The organism is Nocardia sp. NPDC006630, from assembly GCF_040611495.1.
Taxonomy (GTDB): Bacteria; Actinomycetota; Actinomycetes; order Mycobacteriales; family Mycobacteriaceae; genus Nocardia.
In genome coordinates this window covers 273,024-292,427 of sequence record NZ_JBEXOK010000002.1, presented here as the reverse complement: position 1 = coordinate 292,427, position 19,404 = coordinate 273,024, and the positions used below count along the sequence as shown (strand labels likewise).

General features: G+C 67.6%; 18 protein-coding genes. 15 read left to right on the top strand and 3 right to left on the bottom strand.

Translation table 11 applies throughout. The features are described from left to right. Nucleotides 1-311: 311 nt before the first annotated feature. The 13 genes from ABZX86_RS05640 (at nucleotide 312) to ABZX86_RS05580 (ending at nucleotide 14,089) form a co-directional block, all read left to right on the top strand. The gene (locus ABZX86_RS05640; protein WP_355120376.1) at nucleotides 312-986 is read left to right on the top strand and encodes a hypothetical protein; all 675 of its coding nucleotides are present in this window, start codon (nucleotides 312-314) and stop codon (nucleotides 984-986) included. Between the two features lie 18 nt (nucleotides 987-1,004). Then, nucleotides 1,005-1,880, top strand: coding sequence for a hypothetical protein (locus tag ABZX86_RS05635; protein WP_355120374.1), 876 nt, complete (start codon nucleotides 1,005-1,007; stop codon nucleotides 1,878-1,880). Continuing rightward, entirely contained in the window at nucleotides 1,877-2,530 is a 654-nt protein-coding gene (locus tag ABZX86_RS05630; protein WP_327145609.1) for a DUF6668 family protein, read from the top strand. The genes ABZX86_RS05635 and ABZX86_RS05630 overlap by 4 nt, the downstream gene beginning before the upstream one ends. A 94-nt stretch (nucleotides 2,531-2,624) precedes the next feature. Continuing rightward, entirely contained in the window at nucleotides 2,625-2,915 is a 291-nt protein-coding gene (locus ABZX86_RS05625; RefSeq protein ID WP_297614170.1) for a hypothetical protein, read from the top strand. Beyond that, entirely contained in the window at nucleotides 2,915-3,178 is a 264-nt protein-coding gene (locus tag ABZX86_RS05620) for a hypothetical protein (RefSeq protein ID WP_355120372.1), read from the top strand. Before ABZX86_RS05625 ends, ABZX86_RS05620 begins: the two co-directional genes overlap by 1 nt. A gap of 69 nt (nucleotides 3,179-3,247) precedes the next feature. Further along, nucleotides 3,248-4,072 carry a hypothetical protein gene (locus ABZX86_RS05615; RefSeq protein WP_355120370.1) on the top strand — a complete coding sequence of 275 codons (825 nt, stop codon included), beginning with the start codon at nucleotides 3,248-3,250 and terminating at the stop codon, nucleotides 4,070-4,072. A gap of 52 nt (nucleotides 4,073-4,124) precedes the next feature. After that, nucleotides 4,125-5,615, top strand: a complete 1,491-nt coding sequence (locus ABZX86_RS05610; RefSeq protein ID WP_355120368.1) for a hypothetical protein — start codon at nucleotides 4,125-4,127, stop codon at nucleotides 5,613-5,615. Beyond that, entirely contained in the window at nucleotides 5,612-7,102 is a 1,491-nt protein-coding gene (locus ABZX86_RS05605) for an SCO6880 family protein (protein WP_327145613.1), read from the top strand. The genes ABZX86_RS05610 and ABZX86_RS05605 overlap by 4 nt, the downstream gene beginning before the upstream one ends. A 6-nt stretch (nucleotides 7,103-7,108) precedes the next feature. Continuing rightward, on the top strand, nucleotides 7,109-10,822 hold the full coding sequence (locus ABZX86_RS05600) for a hypothetical protein (protein WP_355120366.1): 3,714 nt from the start codon (nucleotides 7,109-7,111) through the stop codon (nucleotides 10,820-10,822). Beyond that, the gene (locus ABZX86_RS05595; protein ID WP_327145615.1) at nucleotides 10,819-11,127 is read left to right on the top strand and encodes a transposase; all 309 of its coding nucleotides are present in this window, start codon (nucleotides 10,819-10,821) and stop codon (nucleotides 11,125-11,127) included. The genes ABZX86_RS05600 and ABZX86_RS05595 overlap by 4 nt, the downstream gene beginning before the upstream one ends. A gap of 176 nt (nucleotides 11,128-11,303) precedes the next feature. Continuing rightward, nucleotides 11,304-11,810, top strand: a complete 507-nt coding sequence (locus tag ABZX86_RS05590) for a hypothetical protein (RefSeq protein ID WP_355120364.1) — start codon at nucleotides 11,304-11,306, stop codon at nucleotides 11,808-11,810. A 36-nt stretch (nucleotides 11,811-11,846) separates the two neighbouring features. Further along, a complete protein-coding gene (locus tag ABZX86_RS05585; protein WP_355120362.1) occupies nucleotides 11,847-13,706 on the top strand; it encodes a TraM recognition domain-containing protein in 1,860 nt (619 codons plus the stop codon). Beyond that, nucleotides 13,703-14,089, top strand: a complete 387-nt coding sequence (locus ABZX86_RS05580) for a DUF4913 domain-containing protein (protein WP_327145617.1) — start codon at nucleotides 13,703-13,705, stop codon at nucleotides 14,087-14,089. The genes ABZX86_RS05585 and ABZX86_RS05580 overlap by 4 nt, the downstream gene beginning before the upstream one ends. 77 nt (nucleotides 14,090-14,166) lie before the next feature. Here ABZX86_RS05580 and ABZX86_RS05575 read toward each other — a convergent pair whose 3' ends face one another. Further along, nucleotides 14,167-14,724, bottom strand: coding sequence for a hypothetical protein (locus ABZX86_RS05575; RefSeq protein WP_327145618.1), 558 nt, complete (start codon nucleotides 14,722-14,724; stop codon nucleotides 14,167-14,169). Between the two features lie 407 nt (nucleotides 14,725-15,131). Continuing rightward, the gene (locus ABZX86_RS05570) at nucleotides 15,132-16,007 is read right to left on the bottom strand and encodes a peptidylprolyl isomerase (protein ID WP_355120359.1); all 876 of its coding nucleotides are present in this window, start codon (nucleotides 16,005-16,007) and stop codon (nucleotides 15,132-15,134) included. A gap of 128 nt (nucleotides 16,008-16,135) precedes the next feature. Between ABZX86_RS05570 and hisS the strand changes: the two genes are divergently transcribed. Together hisS and ABZX86_RS05560 are read left to right on the top strand one after the other, a co-directional pair. Then, nucleotides 16,136-17,416, top strand: coding sequence for a histidine--tRNA ligase (hisS, locus tag ABZX86_RS05565; RefSeq protein WP_355120357.1), 1,281 nt, complete (start codon nucleotides 16,136-16,138; stop codon nucleotides 17,414-17,416). A 447-nt stretch (nucleotides 17,417-17,863) separates the two neighbouring features. Beyond that, nucleotides 17,864-18,511 carry a hypothetical protein gene (locus ABZX86_RS05560; protein WP_355120355.1) on the top strand — a complete coding sequence of 216 codons (648 nt, stop codon included), beginning with the start codon at nucleotides 17,864-17,866 and terminating at the stop codon, nucleotides 18,509-18,511. 21 nt (nucleotides 18,512-18,532) lie between these two features. On the opposite strand, the gene ABZX86_RS05555 is transcribed toward ABZX86_RS05560, so the two are convergent. After that, nucleotides 18,533-19,297: a hypothetical protein gene (locus tag ABZX86_RS05555; RefSeq protein WP_355120353.1), complete on the bottom strand. Its 765-nt coding sequence runs from the start codon at nucleotides 19,295-19,297 to the stop codon at nucleotides 18,533-18,535. Between the last annotated feature and the right edge of the window lie 107 nt (nucleotides 19,298-19,404).

Genomic DNA, 19,404 nt, shown 5'->3' with positions numbered 1-19,404 from the left:
TAGCTTGTCTTGTGAATGTAGATTCTTGTGTGGCGGTACGTGAGAGCGGGTCCCCGGCGTGGTGTGCACAGGCCGCTGACGGGCCTGCTATCGCGTACGCGCGGGGAATACAAGGAGTGCCTTCCGGCGCGTCGAGTCGCTGGAATCCTGCACATGCGAAATAATTTCTGATCGGGACCGTCTTGACTGCGACGCAACCGGCGGCGCGGTGACGGCGGGCCGTCCTGCGACACCGACCGTCCGTCACGACCGACCGCCGAGAGGGTCCGACGATGCAGCACGACGCGCCTGGCTCCACGGATAACCGAGCAATGTTGAAGTCGTACAAAAAACTCTCGCGCTGGTATCCCGCACTGGAGCCCGCCCCGCAGGGCGCGGTAGGCGCGGCGCCCGGGTCCGCAGATGCGCACGGCGAGACGGCTTTCGGTGAGCCGCTCACGAGCGATGACGGCCCGGCCCGTTTTCCGCACTACATCCGGGACGATGAGCCCGATCTCGATTTCCCCCCGGTTCCGGAATCGGTCTTGCGCCGCACGCACTTCAGCGGCGCCTGGTCCGATTGGATGACCGATCACGAGTCCGCTTCCTACACACCGAAACTGCGTTATCGCGGTTCCACCGTCGTGGAATTTCCGGGCGATGGCGAGGATGATGGGTCGCGACCGGATGTGGCCTCGGCACTGTTGGACGCCGTGGACACGGACGCCGCCGCCAAGACACGCGCGGTGCCCGTCTCGCCCGATCGATACAGGCGCCGACGGGCTTTCGCGCTCGCTTTCCTGATTGTTGCCATCCTGTTGCTGGCTGCTGCCGGAGGAGTTGCTCTCTATGTGCTCAACTCACACAGTGGCACTTCGCAATCCATCGGCACACTCGGAACGGACCCCCGTTCCGGTCCGAGTGACCTCCCGGCGGCGTACAACGAAATGACGGCGACCGTGGCGATCGGCGACCATATCCCCGCCGCAGGCATTCCGGCTGGATAAGAGGGAGAGCTGAGAACGATGGATCAGGACTGGAGCCGCTGGCTCGACGAGGTGCCCGAAGAGGGCGAATCGTCAGGCCGTGCCGCGCGTTCCAAGGCTCCGGTAGTGCGCTTGCGTAAGCGCCGCGGCGATTCCGGCGAGGCCGGTCCGGCGCAGCGCCCGATTCTGGTGGTGGGTGGCTGCGGTGGCGCGGGCGCCACCACGACGGCTCTGGGCATCGCGGGCGAGATCGGCGCCGCCGGTGCGCAAACGGTAGCCGTGGACGCCACTTTCGCGGGCAGCGATCTCGCATTGCGGGGCGCTGACGAGCATTTGAGCCCGATCAGTCTGCAGGCGTGGCTCTACGGCCGCGGTGACGACGAGGCCGCACCGCTCAAGGAATGCCTCTCGCGGGCGACCTCGGGCATCGGCCTGTTGTGGCGCGATCCGGCCCCGCTACGCCGCCGCGCCACCTATCTCACGGTGGCGCGCGCGATCGACGAGTCCGGTTATGCGCCGGTCTACGACGGCGGCAGCCCCATCGCCAGCCGGCACCTGCGCCCGCTGCTCGAAGACGGGGATATCGCTCTGGTGCTGTCGATTCCGGCCCGCGCCGATGCCGCCAACCGGTTGCGGGTGACGCTGGAGTGGCTCGACGATCAGTTCGGCGGCCCCGGCGAGGGGCAGGGTGACGGAATCGTCGGAGATACCACGATTGTTGTCTCACATCAGTTGCCGGGTGGTGATTCTCGAGTCGCTGACCATTTGCGGGAACATCTCGACGGCTGGGTCGGTGATATTCGCGAAGTGCCCTACGACCCCCACCTCGCCCGCGGAGAGCTTGTGCGGCACGGAGATCTGGCTAACGAGACACGCCGGGCATATCGCCGCCTGCTTGCCGGGGTGGCATCATGACCGCAGCCATGAAGGAACGTCGACCCTCCCCCGAAACCGCAATGGCGGCAGGTGTGGTGCCACCCCCGGAAGCCCGCCGCGCACCGATTTGGGACCGTCCCGTACCCGGCGGCGGCCGCGCGCCACTGGTGTGGCTGCTCGGTGTGCACGGCGGCGCCGGGGCCAGCACTCTCGCGCATCTGCTTGCGCCGGCGGCGGATTCGTATCGCCGCTGGCCCGGAGTCTTCGATCGCGAATCCCCGTTCGTGGTGCTGGTCGCCCGCGAGACCATCTCCGGCCTGACCCGCGCCCACGATCTGCTGCGCCAGCATCACGCCGGCCTGGCCGGGCCGTGTGAGGTGCTGGGCCTGGTGACGGTGGCGGCGCGGCCGGGCCGTATTCCGGTGGAGATCCGCCGCTATCGCGATGTGGTCGGTTCGCTGGCCGGTCAGGTGTGGCAGGTGCCGTGGCACGAGGAGTGGACGCTGGTCGAGCCCGATCAGCTGCCGGTCTGGTCGCCCGCCGATCCGGTGCCGAATCAGCGCAAGCGGAAAACCGATGCGCTGCAGGAGATTACCTCCGACATCTGGGAGCTGGGCTCGGACATCGTGGCGGCGGCGCAGGACGCGCTCGACGCCCCCCGCCCGGACGCCCCGGAAGCGGACGAGTGATCATTGTGACTGTTGGAATGCGTTGTGCCCGAAGAGGTTCCCTCATCCAAGGGGAGATTGTCACTAGCGGTTCGTATTTGGAAAAGGACAGACAATGAGCATGATCCTCGTCGTACACGACGCGTACACGCAGGTCCTCGCCCAGGTCGGCAATCCGACCCCCGAGGCTCCGCCCGCGTCGGACAAATTGCTGAAGCTGGTTCGTTACTTCACCTGGTTCGTCCTGTTGTCGGGAATCATGGGAATCACCTACGCGGGCGGCAGATTCGCCTGGGAGAAGTGGTCAGGAGGCGGTTTGGAGTCGCCGAAGATGGTGGCGGGAGCCATGATCGGTGGAATCATCGCGACCAGTGCGGGCACGATCATGAACGCTGTGATCACCTAGTGTCCGCCACAGTTGCCGTGCTGGCATACAAGCAGATGCCGGCCGATGTCCTTCGGCCGATGATGCAGCTGATCGACTGGCTGCTGTGGTGCGTGCTGCTGTTCTGCCTGGCCTGGATGATCCTGTCCGCCGGCAAGCTGTGGTACCACTTCCGCGGCGATCTGGCCGCCAACGAAGCGACGCACGGGGTGGTGATGAGCCTGTTGGGCGCCATCATGGCGAGTTCGGCCAGCGCTATCGCTCTCGCCCTGCTGCCTGCATAGAGGGTTCGGTCCGCACACATTGTCCAGCACTGAAATGTCAAGTGACATACATACTTCGGAGGCGTCGTCATGAACGAGAAGGAGTCGCCCGAGCGCGACCGCATCTCGTTCGGCGTCATTGCCTCGGCAGCCGTGGTGATCCTGATCATCGTCGTGGGCGTCGTGGTCTACATCGGGCGTGACAACAGCCCCTCCGCTACCAAACCCGACGTTACGGCTCCGGCGGTCTCCGATGCGGGCGCGACAGGTTTCGCGGCGCCCGAGGTGGATCTGTTCGGCCGCCGTGTCGATATTCCCAACAACGTTGCCGGGCAGCCGCTTCCGCAGGATGTGCGCAAACAGCACAAGCCTTCGGATCAGGACTGGCTGACCGCCGCCCCGGCGGGCACCGTCGATCCGGACGGCTGGCAGCGGGTCTACGGCGCCTCGGTGCCGTTCTCCACCTCCGATGGCCCGTCGCGTTTGGAAGACGGTCTGGCGGTGGGCTATTCGCACACACCGCAGGGAGCGGTGCTGGCCGCCGCGCAGATCACCTACCGGCTCAATGCCCGCCCCGCCGATCGTGAGCTCTATGTGCGGCAGGTGCGGGTTTCGGCGCAGCAGGTGACCGCCTACGACCAGGCCCTGGCGGATCAGCGGCTGCCGAAACAGCAGCCGGAGAAGGTAACCCGGTACCTGGTGGCGTCCGACGCCTTCCAGGTCGAGAACTATGCCGACGATATGGCGATCGTGCGGCTCGCGGCGCGCGGGCCGGTCGTCGACAACAGACAGCTGTGGGCGGCCGTACGGCTGATCATGGTGTGGGATGCCGGGGATTGGCGGCTCAAGCCGTCGACCTCCAAGACCTCGCAGACCGAGTACGTGGATTCCCTTGCGGGGTGGACCCGGTGGTAACGGAACGAATGGTGAATGAAGTGGCCCTGCGACCCTTCGAGGGGTGGACCATATGGTGAGGCGCATTCTCACGATCTTCGCGGTCGTGTTCACCGTCATGATCGCTACGCCGACGGTGGCGTACGGACAGACCTACGGGTTCGACCAGGCGTGCAACGACTTACACGATTCGCTCGACGGTCTCGGTATCCCCGGGGTGAGCCTCGGTGACGCGGCCTCGGCCGCCTGTAAGGCCGGCAATGTCGCCACCCACCCGACCGACGCGGCCGCGGCCGTGCGCGACAAGGCGTGGGATTCCACCTTCGGCAAGGTGGTGGACTCGCTGATGAACGGTCTGGGCGAGGCGCTGATCCTGGCGCTGACCTTCTGGATGAAGGTGCCCAACGATCGGATCAGTGATTCCGGCGCACTATTCACCAAGATCAACGACTACACCTATCAGCTACAGATTCTGCTGCTCATGGTTTCGGTGATCCTGTCCGGCATGAAACTCGCCGAAGCCAGACGCGGCGCCGCGGTCAGTGAGGCGGCGGAATCGTTCAGAATGTTCGCCCGCGTGGTGTTCAGCTCCTGGATGCTGGGCGCGGTCATCGTCGCGGGCACCCAGGCCTCGGACAAGTTCTCCGAGTGGGTGATCAACGACGCCACCGACGGCCAGGCCAAGAACATTGCCGAGCTGATGGTGAAAACCTCGAAGCTGCAAGCCTTCTCGCCCGGTCTGGTGCTGATCATCGCGATCGTGGGCCTGCTGGGCGCGCTCGCGCAGATCATTCTGGCGATCGTGCGCCAGGGTCTGCTGGTGGTCGCGGCGGGCGTGCTGCCCCTGGCGGCGGCGGCCTCGGGCACCTCGACCGGCAGGCAGTCCTATCCGAAGCTGATCAGCTGGATCATCGCCTTCATGCTGTACAAACCGGTGGCCGCGATCGTCTACATGATCGCGTTCACCACCGCCGGGCACGTGGATGATCTGTCCACCGCCGCAACGCTGCCGGACTCCGATCAGGCCCAGCGCATGCTGGTCGCGATCGTGCTGCTGTGCAGTGCCGCGTTCGTCCTGCCCGCCCTCATGCGCCTGGCCACCCCGGCCGTGGCGATCGTGGGTAGCGGTGGTTCCGGTCTGACCGCGACCACCGGCACCCTGGTCGGCGTGGCCGCCATCGGTGCGGTCGGCAGCCGGGCCGTCGGTGCGCGTGCCATGGCCGGACCGGGCTCCGCCGGATTTGTCGGTCCGGGCCGCGGTCCGCGACCACCGGGCGGTATCGCCGGTCGGGGCGGCGGCGGTGGCGGGGGAGGCGGCGGAGGTCCGCGTCCGTCCCCGGCGCCGGGCGGCGGTGGCGGCGGTGGTGCTGCCGCGAGTCCTGCGGCTTCCGGTGGATCGGCCGCAGTACCGTCAGGCGCGACACGGGCAGCAGCGAATCGAGTCGCTCAGGTGCGTGCGGCGACCGCGGGCCTGAATCGGGCCGATGCGACCGCGGGTGATCTGGCCGGCGACCGCTGGGCCAACCGTTCCCCCGATCTCGGCAGGAGCACCATTCCGCGATGACCATGACCGACACCTACGAGCGTCGCTCGTACGGACTGTGGCAGAAGCCGCGCAGCGCAGGACTTTTCGGCCTGCGCTGGGGTGAGACCGTGGTCGGGTTCGCGGTCGTGATCACCGGTCTGCTGACGGCGATGATCGCCGGCCCGAAACCGGCGCTGTTCGTCGCCGGACTCGGCCTGATCGTGATGACTCCACTGGTGTGGCGGACGGGGGGCCGCTCCGGCTACGAGAACGGATTGATGATGTTCCATTGGTTGCGGGGCCGCGGCAAAGGCGAACACGTCTACCGCGGTGGCCGATTCTCCCGGATTCCGGGCGGTGTGACCCGGCTGCCGGGCCTGATGGCTCCGTCGCGCCTGTACGAGGGCATCGACGCCGGCGGTTACAGCTTCGGCATGATCCACCTACCCCAGTTCGGCCAGTACACAGTCGTGCTGCGGGCCTGGCCGCAGGGCCACGAGGCCGTCGACCAGCCGGTGATCGATCGCTGGGTGTCGGCCTGGGGCACCTTCCTGGCCTCGCTCGGGCAGACCTCGGACATCGTGGCCGTGGTACCGGTGATCGATACCGTGCCCGAGACCGGAAACCGTTTGCTCACCGAGGTTTCGGCCATCACCCGGCCCGAGGCGCCGGAGCTGGCGCAGCAGGTCATGTACGAATTGGCGACCGAGTTGCCGCAGGAGCGGGTGCAATTGCTGCCGCGCGTGGCCATCACCTTCAAGGCCACCACCGCCGAACGCCGGAAGAACCCGGCGGAGGAGGCGGTCGAGATCGGCCGCCGGCTGCCGGGCATCTGCGCGGCGCTGTCGGAGGCGGGCGTGCGCTGCCAGCCCATGTCGGCCGATGAGGTCATCTCCTACATTCGGCGCAGTTACGATCCGGCCTCGCAGGCCGACCTCGAGGTCGCCTCGGGCGAACCCGGTGGGCACGGCCTGGATTGGGCCGATGCCGGGCCGGTCTCGCACGAAGAGCGCTGGGACCACTTCATTCACGACGGCGGTCGCTCGGTCACCTGGGAGATGGACACCGCTCCCGAGGGCGCGGTCGACGAGCGTGTGCTGCAGCGGCTGCTCGCGCCCAATCCCGAAGTGCCGCGCAAACGTATCGCCATCGTCTTCCGGCCGCATTCGGCCGGCGATGCCGCCCAGATCGTCGATGACGACTTCAAGAACGCGCTCGTCGCTCAGCAGAGCGAGCGCGGTGTCGTCTCGGCCGCCGCATCCATCCGGGTCGGCGCCACCCAGCAGGCCCGAGAAGAACAGGCCAGGGGTCACGGTGTGACCCGCTTCGGGGCATTGGTGACCATTACCGAACCCCTGCGCGGCGATCTGCCGCGCATCGAAGCCATCACCCGCGACCTGTCCACACAGGCGCGGCTGAAAATCCGGCGGTGCTACCGCTACCAGGCGGCCGCCTTCGCAGCCTCGCTCGGCTGCGGGGTGATCCTGCCGGAACACGCGACGATTCCGAAAGCACTTGCGGGGTGACCGTTCATGGCACGTGACTTCGAACCACCGGTGCGGGAACGCGATGCCGTTCCCGCCCGTCGTGCTGCCCGTCGCGAGGCGGTCCCGGATGAGCCCGAGCGCACGCTCGGCGATCCGGAGCAGGCCTATCCGGCGAGCCGGGTGGCCCGCGACGAGCACCGCCCGCGCCGCGGCACCCTGCCCGACCGCCGCCTGCTCCGCCGCGACCCCCTCCCGGACGCCGACGCGCCCATCCAACTCGGCCCGCCCCCAGAACCGCAGGACGCCGATTCGGTTGCTCAGATCCCTGCCGCGCCCCTGGAACTGGACCCTCCGGACCGCGAGCGCTCCTCCTACGATGCCCTCCGCGCCTCCGCACCCCAGACGTCCGAGGCGACTCCGGTGCGTTCCGACCACGCCCCGGCGGCCCCGCCGAAGCGTGAATCACGGTCCACCGCAGACATTTCGGGCCGTGACCCACAGTCCCCGGATCGGGATACTCGCGCCGCCACGGACCGTGAGCGACGGCCGGCAGCAGCGACTCCCGGCAGGGAAACGCAGGCTCTGACGCAGTCCCCGGAACGGGACGATCGCGCTGGCGTGGACCGTGAGCGACGGTCGGCAGCAGCGACCCCCGGCAGGGAAACGCAGGCTCTGACGCAGTCCCCGGAACGGGACGGTCGTGCTGGCGTGGACCGTGAGCGACGGTCGGCAGCAGCGACTCCCGGCAGGGAAACGCAGGCTCTGACGCAGTCCCCGGATCGGGATGACCGCGCTGGCGTGGACCGTGAACGGCGGTCGGCAGCAGCGACTTCCGGCCGTGAACCGCGGGCGGACCTGGCGGGTTCGGATTCTCGGGCCGCGACGTCCGAAAAGGCGCCGCGCACAGGGGCTCCGGGCTCGGATATCGGCGTCCCGGGCAGCGCCGGCACTGCCGATGTCGATCGGGTGGCCCGGAGGGCGGCGGCCGGCGAGGGATCCAGGCGTGCGGGTGAGGGCGCGCCGTCAGCCACGGTGGGAGCGGAAGCTGCTGCGGTGGCGGGGGATTCGGCGGTTATTGCAGAAGGTCTCAGCGGCTCGGAACAGTCGGTGCGGGAACGTGCGCGCCGTGTGGTGACCGAAGGTGCGCGCCCGCGTGATTCGGATCGAGTCGAGGGGGAGCGCATGGATGGGGAAGGTACTCGCGGCGTCGATGCCGTAGCCGATGTAGTTCCGCCTGCGCTGGAATCGCCTGGGCCGGTGCGGGATCGAGTGGCGGAGCGGCCGGAGGCGGGCGCCGAGGCCAGGCCGCGGCGTCCGCGCGGTCCGGAGGTCGTCCCGGGTGAGGTGCCGCCGGGGAGTGACACAGCGCGAGTCGGGGAACCGGCCGCGCGCGAGCGCCGGATACGGCAGGCGGGTGAACCGGAAGGCCGCCGCGCCGCCGAGGGTGAGCGGCGTGGTGAGCACGGCTCCGAACGCGAAGGCCGCCGTACCGCCGATCTCGAAGGTCATGGGCGCGAACGCGGCCCTGACGCGCCGGGCCGGGAACGTCGCCGGGCGCCGGGCGCGGAACGTGAGGGTCAGCACGGCGAAGGCAGGCATGCGCCCCGTACCGAGGGACGCGAGCGTGCCGACGGCAGACATGCGCCGCGCGCCGACGGCAGGGAGCGCGCCGCCGGCCGCGATCCGCGCCGCCCCGAGGGAGATCCGCGGCGCCCCGACGGACCGGAGACGCCGCGGACGCCGGATGCGGCACGCGGTGAAGCCCGGGAAGCGCAGCGCCCCAGTGGCGCCGAGGGCCGTCCCAGGCCCACCGATGCCGATCGTGTGCATCTGGGCGGACGCACCGGGACGCCCGCGCGTCCCCGGCGACCGCGCCCCGAGGGTGAATCGGCCGATCGCCCGGAGCGCGGCCGGCAGGCGCGCACCCGCCCGGAGCGGCCCGCCACCGAGGAGCAGAAGCGCACCGCCGCGCGGAAAACCAAGAGCGATAAGGCGGCTCAGTCCAAGGCCGCCAAATCCGCTGCCGCGAAGCGCCGGGCCGCGGCCAAGAAGAAGCAGTCCGGTCCCAAGCTGCTCGATGATGCCGCGCGCGCGAAGCTGGAGGTGGTGGCACGCGAACAGAACGGCCTGCGCGCCGCCTGGGCCACCTTCCGCCTGCATACCGATGATCTGCGCCGGCGCAATTTCGCGGCCCGCGCGGAGCGTATGGAGTACGGCAGTGTCGACGAATTCGACCGCACCACAGCGCAACTGACCGACCGCGGCTATATCGGCGCGGGCGGCGGGCGGATGAACGTGATCGGCCGCCCGGTCGAATACCGCGCCACCACCGCGCAGGTCGCGGGCCTGTGGCCGTGGTCGGTCGGCGCGGGTGCGCCCCTCATCGGCACCCCGCTGGGCTCCCATCTGCACACCGGTGCGCCGGTCTGCTTCGACCCGATGAACTGGTTCATGCGCGGCAGTTTCATCACCGCGCCGAGCCTTTTCGTGCTGGGCCTCAATGGTTTCGGCAAATCCTCGCTGGTGCGCCGCATTGTGCTCGGCGGTGTGGCACAGGGCATCACCCCGCTCATCCTGGCCGACGTCAAGCCCGACTACCGCAAGCTGGTGGAGCTGGTCGACGGCCAGGTCATCGATCTGGGTTACGGCCACGGCAAGCTCAATCCGCTCGCCGCCGGTGTACTCGGCTCCATCGTGCCGAAGCTCGATCACCTGCCCGAACTGCAGATCCAGGTGATGCAGGAGCTGCGCGCCCGCCAGACCACCCTGGTCGCCGGTCTGGTGGAGCTGGTTCGCGGTGCGCGCGTACGCGATTACGAGGAAACGCTCATCTCGACCGCGCTGACCATCCTGTACCGGACGGGCAGCAAATTCACCCCCGATCAGCCGCCCATCATCGAGGACCTGCTCACCGTGATCATCACGGGCGGTGAGGAAATGCAACTCGACGCCGGCGCCGATAATGCCGAGGAATACCAGAACGCCATCAAGGGCCTGCGCCGATCATTGCGCGCGCTCACCCAGGGCCCGTTCGGCGCGGTCTTCAACGGGCAGACCACAACTCCCATCGATACCACCGCCACCGCGGTCTGCATCGACGTCTCGCACATCCCCAGCGGGGACAAGAAGCTCAAGGCCGCCGTCATGCTGGCCTGCTGGGCAGACGGTTTCGCCTCGGTGGAGGCCGCGCACGTGCTCGCCGATGCGGATCTGGGCCCGCAGCGCTACTTCCAGGTGGTCATGGACGAGCTGTGGCAGGTGCTCGGCCTGGGCGACTTCATGGTCGACCGGGTGGACGAGCTGACCCGTCTGCAGCGCGGTATCGCCACCTCGCTCATCATGATCAGCCACACCATCAAGGATCTGCAGTCCCTCGGCTCGGAGGCCGCCATCTCCAAGGCGCTCGGCTTCCTGGAACGCGCCCGCGCCAAGATCTTCGGCGCACTGCCGGCCGAGGAGATCGCCCGCCTCGATTCCACGGTCCCGTTCACCTCCGCCGAGGAGGACATGGTGACCAGTTGGTCTGCGCCGCAGGCCCTCACCGGCGAGGCGCTCAAACCGGGCCAGCACCGGCCGCCCGCACCGGGTACCGGCAAGTTCCTGCTCAAGATCGGTGAGGACCGCCGTCCCGGCATCCCGTTCCAGATGGAGTTCACGCCCTCCGAGAAGGAGAGCGGAATCCACGACACCAATCAGCGTTTCAGCGAATTCACCGAATCCACCGCCCGCCGCGGCACCGACGACGGGAGTGCCGCATGATGCCGCATCGGTCTTATCGCAGAGTCTCGCCCGAGGTCAGACAGGCCGCGGTCGAATCGGTCATCGCGCTCACCGGCAAATTGCGGTCCGAGTCCGAGGCTTGCCGGGCGGTCGCCGAACAGATCGGCGTGCACACCAATTCGGTGCGCAACTGGGTCCGCGCCGCGGAGAGCCCGGGTCTGGAACGCATGGACGCGATCGCGCTGCGGCGCAAGGTGGCACTGCTGCAACAGCAGCTGGCCGCCGCCGCGGAAATGAATCGCAGCCTGGTGGAGACCCTGCACGATGCCAAGCGGGGCATATGACCGCGTGCCGTACCGGGCATCTGACCGCGTGTCGCGAGTGCGGACACGCCGACTCGGCAAACCCGCCGGTATTGCCCGGCGGCCGATCGCAGCGACTAGCCTGGAGGTCGGTGCGGTCCGTCCTCGGGAATGGCCAACACGCGAACCGGGTGGTGATGCTGGTGCTAGGCGTCGCAATGCTGGTGTCCGCGTGCGGCAGTGGCGGCGGAAGCAGCTCGGGTCCGAGTCCGCTGCAGCCGCCCACGTCCACCACGCGTCTACTGCAGAGCGCTCCGACACCCGACCCCACCACCCCCGACGGGGTAGCGGTCGCAGCGCTGCGGGAGATATTCACCTGGTATCCGGCTACCGAGTCGCAATCGGCCGCGCTGATGCGGGCGCGGAAATGGCTGGGTCCCACGCTGATCCGTACACTGGACACACCACCCACGAGCGCCGAGACGCCGAAGGCGACGCTGCAGTGGGCCGATTGGGGCAAGGCCGGAGCACACGTCGAGGCATTCGTATTCGCCTCGGGTGAGACGGCTCCGCCGGGCGCGGATCCGAATCGGCAGCAGTACAAGATCGGTATAGAGCAGACGGTCGTCTATCCGGACTCCCGGCGCGAGCCGAGGCCGCCGATAACGGTCGTCGCCACCGTAGTACGCAACGGCAGCAGCTGGCTGCTCGATGAATTCCACTGAGCAGCAACGAGATACAGGTCATCCAGGAGGCTAGAGATGGCGAAGAAACCGGTGAAGGACCCGGCCGATCCCGGGCCGGACACCACCCTGCAATTGATCTACGCGGCGGGCGCGATCCTCGGAACGCTGTGGCTGTCATTGCAACTGGGTAACCTGCTGTCTTCTCCCAGACAGAATATTCCGATCAATCCGATCGCTCTCGCCATCGCGCTGGGCAAGGGCACTCTGCACTGGCCGGTGTTCGCCACCGTCATCGTGGTGCTGGTGATCGTGGCGGCGCTCGCATACGTCTTCATGAAGAAGCGGCACAAGACGCGCAAGGCCGTCGGGCGACTACCGGTGGACGACAAGGCCGAGCACATGGGCAACGGCGGCGCCATCAGCGCGCTCACCGAGGCCGGGGTGCGCGCCAAGGCCGATCAGCTCGGTATGCGCCTGGGCCGCAACGATATTCCCGGTGTGCCCATCGGCATGTCGGTTGCCGACAACTGCATGCTGTACGGCTCCTACGAGGATCTGCACATCGATATCTGGGGTCCGCGGCAGGGCAAGACGACCTCCCGCGTGATCCCGGCGATCCTGGCGGCCATCGGGCCGGTGGTGGTCACCTCGAACAAGCGCGATGTCGTGGACGCCACCCGCGATGTGCGCGACAGCAAGGGCAGCCCGATCTTCATCTTCGATCCGCAGGACATCGCGGGCGATCCGATGAATTCCGATGACCGGGCGCACAACTGGTTCTGGGATCCGCTGGCCTGGGTCGATGCGCACAATCCCGGCTGTGAGGTGCGGGCCGCGCGACTGGCCGGGCACTTCGCCGACGCCTCCGATATGTCCGGCTCGGTCACCACCTCCACCGACAGCTATTTCGATCAGGAAGCCGAGGACCTGCTCGGCGGACTGTTCCTGGCGGCGGCGGTGGACGAACGGCCGATCACGCAGATCTGGGACTGGGTCACCAACCCGCTCGATACCGAACCGATCGAACTGCTGCGCCGCTCCGGGCGCTTCCACTTCGTCGCCTCCGGTCTCGCGCAGCAGTACAACGTCGACGATCGCACGCGCAGTGGTGTTTTCGGTACCGCCAAGAAGATGGTCGGCTGTCTGCGCATGTCCAATGTGCACCGCTGGATCTCCCGGGAATTCGGTGGACAGCAGTTCGACGAGCTGGCCTTCATTCGGGACAACGGCACCCTGTACTGCCTCTCGCTGGAGGGTCGCGGTTCGGCGGCGCCGCTGGTCAGCGCGCTCACCGAGGCGGTCATCGATATCGCCATGCGCGAGGCGTCCCGCTCGCACGGCGGCCGGCTGGAGATCCCGCTGCTCGCGGTGCTCGACGAGGCCGCGAATGTGGTGCGCTGGAAGGATCTTCCGAAGCAGTACAGCCACTTCGGCTCGCGCGGCATCGTGGTCATGACGGTGCTGCAGTCCTGGGCGCAGGGCGCCCGCTGCTGGGGTGTGGACGGTATGGAGGCGCTGTGGGCCGCCGCCAATGTCAAGGTGCTCGGCAGCGGCGTGGACGACACCAAGTTCCTGCAGGAGCGCTCCGAGGCCATCGGCGATTACGACAGCATTTCCTCGTCGGTCTCGGAATCCTCTGGCGGCAAGAGCTATTCGCGGTCGCTCGGCTCCTCGCGCACCTTCAATGTGCACGGTCTGGCCACCCTGCCGCGCGGCCGTGCCATCGTCTTCTCCTCCGGCGCACCCGCGGTGCTGGTGCGCACCGTGCCGTGGTGGGAGGGCGAATACTCCGACGAGGTGCAGAAATCCATTACGCACCACGATCCGTCACCGCGTCGCAAGACCGAGATCGCTGATCTGATCGGCGGACCCTCGCTTATCAAGGCCGAGCCGGCGTACGACGCCGGGCAGATTGAGGAGGTCCGGCCGCTGTGAACGAACAGCAGGAAACACCCATGGTCTACGCGAGCGTGGTCGAGTTCGTGGAGAACTATCTGAGCCTGGTGTACCGGCGGCAGGTCACCGATATCAGCGACACCGTGTGGTGCCCGGAATGGTGGAAGCACGCGGAGGCGGTCGCGCGGCTCGATGCCATGTGGCGGGCGTGGGAGCACTTCCGCAAGGACGGCAAAACCGGTCTGAGCGTGTGGTTCCTGGATCACGCCGATCCGCATATGGCGAAGCTGTTCGACCCGAAGGGGCCGTTCAAGTACTGCAGCGTGCGCAATGGGCACAAGGACATGCTGACGCCGCTACCGCTGAAATCACCGCAGCAGGGGCTGTTCAGCGATCCGAACATGGGTGATTTCCACATGTGAGCCGGAGCGCGTCGGATCGCGTTGTGGCGGATCGTTTTTCGGGCGATCCGCCGCTTCGCGTCGAGGGGGTCTGACAGTCAGGAGCGGACGCGTTCGCGCCCACGGGCTTCCATCTCACGGGCCCGGCGCTGTGCCACCGCGGCCTCCTGGTCCTTGGCCCGCACGGCTTCCTGCGCCGACTGTGCCTGCCCGACCTCCATCAGCATGCGCACCGCGGCCAGCTCGGGCGCGATACCCATGCGGGAAAGATGTTGGGCCAGAGCGGTTCGGCGCTCGACGGAGTCGTATCGCGTGAGGGATTTGTTCGCGGCGGCGGCCTGGGTCGCGGCCATGCGGCCGGCCTCTGCCTGTGCGGCGAAACGATCCTTCTCGAGTGATACGCCCTTGTCCAGCGGCGGTTTTTCGATCATGCGCGCAAGTTCGACATTGCGCGGATCCTTGGCCTTCGCATCAGCGGCTTCGCGCAGCTGACGTTCACGGCCTTCCTTCTGCCGGGCTTCGGTGACCTTGACGCGGGCTTCCGCTTCCTTCTGGCCACGTTCCCGGGTGCGCAGCGCGACAAGCGTCGCGAGCTGCAACATTTGCCTCATCATCGCCGCGGTTTCGCGGCCGATGTCGTCGAGTTCCTCGGCCATTGCCTGCTCCCCGATGCTGCAGTGATCACTATGGATGATTGTGGTGCTTCGTCACGATCCTCGCCACACGAACGGTGATTCGGATAGCTGAGTCCCGCCTGCAAACGTGACACCGGGAGCGAGAGTGGCGCTGGGGGGTTCGGCCCGATGGGGTTGGCCCGGTAGGCCTTACTACGCCGCTTCGTACTCCGTTCTACGAGATTACCAGCGAAAACTCAGATACCGCCGCACGCGCGCGTCGCGATACAGCATATATCGCACAATTCCGGCAGCGTGCGGGAAACTCAGGATTTTCTTTGGTTAGGAAAGCCTTACACAGGAGGTTCGGTGGCCGAATCTCGGGCGTTTCGCCGGAAACTGAACGGGCCCGGCATCATCGCGATGCCGGGCCCGAAATGTCGTGTTGGTCAGTCGATTCGGACCGACTGGATGGTTACGTCGGTGGCGGGCTTGCCGTCCTGGCCACCGCCGGTGACACCGGCCTTGGCGACCTTGTCGAGCGTGGCCAGTCCGGCGTCGTCGATGGTGCCGAAGATGGTGTACTGCGGCGGCAGCTGCGAGTCGCCGTAGACCAGGAAGAACTGGCTGCCATTGGTGCCGTGGCCGGTCTGGTCCGGTCCGGCGTTGGCCATGGCGATCACGCCGCGCTTGTAGTTCACCGGCGTCTGAGCGGCCTGATCGTTCGGGTCGTACTGATCGGTCGGGTACTCGTTGTCGAACGCGTAACCGGGGCCGCCCTTACCGCTGGCGGTCGGATCGCCGCACTGCAGCACCTGCAGGCCCTTACCGGTGGTCATCCGGTGGCACGTGGTGTTGTCGAAGAACTTCTGCTTGGCCAGACTCTCGAAAGAGTTGACGGTGCAAGGGGATTCGCCCGGGTTCAGGGCGATGCCGATCGGGCCCTGGCTGGTCTGCAGATCGGCCTTCGGGGTGCCGGCCGTGGAGATATTGTCGGTGCCGGGCTTAGTCACCGGGCGATCCGACGGCTGCTGCTGTGCCACACGGTAATCGCAGGTCACCGTCGCGGGCTTGGCCTTCGCCGCGGGCGGCGCCGCCGACGCCAGCGAGGCGTCCGGGGTTTCGGAGGCGGCGGTGGTGCTGGTGCTGTCATCACCCCGCGTCAGGAAGTAGATGCCGACACCTGCCGCGACCGCGACCACGACGCCCAGCGCTGAGGCGGCGATGGTCAGTTGCTTGCGCTTGCGCGCCCGCTGGGTCCGGTTTGCGACCTGACGCTCCAGCTTCCGTTTCGCTGCAGCGCGTCGCTGTTCATTGCTCGGCACTAGCTAGTCCCTCCGTATCGGTTGCTTCCGGCATAAGAGTGTGCCATCACTTCCTGAGACGACCCCTTATAACCGGTGCACACTAACCGGTTGGACTTGGGAGAGCACGATGGGGAAAACTGAACCTCGTGACCGAGACCAGCAGCTTCCGTGCCCCGAAGGGGGTCCCCGATTACCTGCCGCCCACCTCAGCGGAGTTCGTCGCCGTGCGCGACGGATTGATTCATACCGCGCGACTGGCCGGGTACGGGCACATCGAGCTGCCGATCTTCGAAGACACCGCCCTGTTCACGCGGGGTGTCGGCGAGTCGACCGACGTGGTCAGCAAGGAGATGTGGACCTTCGCCGACCGCAATGGTGAGAGCTTCACGCTGCGACCCGAAGGCACCGCCGGCGTCATGCGCGCGGTCATTCAGCACGGTCTCGACCGGGGGGCGCTGCCGGTCAAGCTCGCCTACGCGGGTCCGTTCTTCCGCTACGAACGGCCGCAGAAGGGCCGGTACCGGCAGCTGCAGCAGGTCGGCGTGGAAGCCATCGGCGTGGACGATCCGGCGCTGGACGCCGAGGTCATCGCGATCGCCGATACCGGGTTCCGATCGCTGGGCCTGGACGGTTTCCGGCTGGAGCTCACCTCGCTCGGCGACGAGACCTGCCGCCCGCAGTACCGGGAACTGTTGCAGGAGTTCCTCTTCAAGCTGCCGCTCGATGAGGAGACCCGCCGCCGCGCCGAGATCAACCCGCTGCGTGTGCTCGACGACAAGCGGCCCGAGGTCAAGGAAATGACGGCCGGCGCGCCGCTCATGATCGATCACCTGTCCGAATCGGCCAAGGCGCACTTCGACCTGGTGCTCGGCTACCTCGACGCGCTCGGCGTGCCGTACGTGGTCAACCCGCGCATGGTGCGCGGCCTGGACTACTACACGAAGACCACCTTCGAATTCGTGCACGACGGTCTGGGCGCGCAGTCCGGCATCGGCGGCGGCGGCCGCTACGACGGGCTGATGGCCGAGCTCGGCGGGCAGGCGCTCTCGGGCATCGGCTTCGGCATCGGCGTGGACCGCACCGTGCTGGCGCTCGCCGCCGAGGGCAAGTCCGCCACCGACGGCTCGCGCATCGACGTCTTCGGGGTGCCGCTCGGCGATATCGCCAAGCAGCATCTGGTGGCCCTCGCTGGACAGCTGCGCGCCGCCGGCATTCGCACCGATCTCGCCTACGGCGGTCGCGGTATGAAGTCGGCCATGAAGGCCGCCGACAAGTCCGGTGCGCGTTTCGCATTGGTGCTGGGCGACCGGGAGGTCACCGACGGCGAAATCGGCCTGAAGGACCTCAGCACCGGCGAACAACGCCAAATCCCACTGAACGAAGCAGTCGCCCAACTGACCGCCGCCCTCACGGGCAAACAGCCCTGACGAACCCAACCGCGGCCCGGCAGCGAATCCGCTGTCCAGGTCGCGGTTGCCGGCGCAAATAGCTCGCCGCGCACCAAATGTCCGGAGATTCCGTGCGCGGCAGGGGAAATCGTGCGCAGGACGCCGGTGCCGATCGGCCGTCCGGACCCTTCTGGCTCGTGCGAAATCGGTGGCTTCGAGTCCATCGCCCTAGTTCCGTCGCTCCAGGCGACAACCGATCTAGTTCCGGTCGGGGTAACTCCCTGGGTACGGGCTGACCGAACCACCGCCTGACCGCCGGTCGCCAACGCGACTGCATCGAATCCTAAGTCTGGCCAAAAGGTTCGGGGAGGCGGGAAGGGTCCAAAAGGTTCGGGGAGGCGGGAAGTGCTGGTAGCGTCCCGGCGGTGTGCGGGAGCGGTGCTTCGTGGCGACCGGCGCACCCTCCGACCGGACGAATGCGCAACCGTGACTGAACAATCGAACGCCGGGCCCGATGCCGAAATCGGGCTCGATCTCATCGCGCCGGAACTGCTGGCGCCCTCGTTGCGCCGACTTGCCCTCTCCGCCATCGGGATCGGGGTCGGGGTGGGATTGCTGCTGGCGCTCATGGTGACCTGGCCGCTGGCCGTCGCCACCGGTGTGGTGCTGGGCGCGCCGACGGCGCTGTACGCCATTACGGTGCAGCGGCGCCGGATCAGATTGTCCGGCACCGTGATTCGGTCCCGTACGTGGATGGGTGAGCGGCGGCTCGATCTCGCGGACGCCGTCGGGGTCGAGATACTCGTGCGCCCGGGCCGGCTCAGCCGAATCGTCTTGCGCGCCACCGCCGACCGTGACATCCGGATTGTGCCGCTGGCCATGTACACCGATTCCGGCGACGGCCGGGAACTGCACACTCTCGGGCTGCGCAAGCTCGCCGACGCTCTCGCCAACTGCCCGCTGGCCGCCGCGCTGGCGGTCTCGGAAATACTGGTGCTGCAATCACGCGCCGAGGCGCGCGACGCCGTCGCCGAGGAGCGGCCGCTCTATCGGGCGGTGCGCATGGTCCGCGATCGTGACGAGGTCTCCGCCGTGGTGCTCACCGATGCGGATATCGCCCAGCTGGCTCGCTAGTCCCCGAGTGCGGACCGGCGGTCATGACACCGGCTGCCACGTCCCGGTAGCGCTGGCGGAATTGTGGCCGTCCGGCTGGCACCACATCGCCGTACCGCTGGCGGACCTGGCGTAGTGGTCCCGCTGAGCACTGCATCTCGCGCCGGGCGCGGGACTGACGGCGGGCAAGGCGCCCGGACGTCTCCACTGGTAGAGCCGCCCGTCACCACCGGGAGCGCACAGCAGCGTCGAGCCGTCGCTCGCGGCCCGGAACGTCCCCGCTTCATTGGTATTGCACAGCGATCCGACGACGGGAGTGCTCTCCTGCAGCCACACATAACCACCGTCCCCGGCGGTATCGCAGGTCAAAATGACCCCGCTGTCCTTGGTAATGGTCTGCCCGGGTGTCGTGCACTGCTGATGAACGGCGACATCCGCGACGCTCGTGGTGGTCGGGGTCGTGGTGGTGGAGGACGTGGTGGTCGGATCGTCGGTGGTCGTCCGCGCCGCCGTGGTCGTTCGGGCCACCGTCGTCGGGGCGGCCGCCACCGGGGTGACGCGGACCGGCGCGGCCGACGCACCGGAGTTGTTCGGTGCGAACTTTCCGTGCAGCAGGATTGCTCCGAGCACTAGCACTCCGCAGGTCAGAGCGGCTATCAGCCCGATGATCGGGTACCGGCTCGTCCGCGATGCACCGGAACCGGCGTGCGGCGCGCCCTGGCCCGGCTCGTAGTCATCCGGAATGACCTCGAACACCTCGGTGTCCTGTGACCACAAATCGTCCGGCCGGCGGTAATCCGGTGACATCGATGTCCCCAATCCTCGTGACTCGCAGGCACATCGGGACACCCGGCCCGCCTTTCGGGCAGCATACGACGAGCGTCACCCGAATGCGCAGCGAGTGCTTCGGGGTG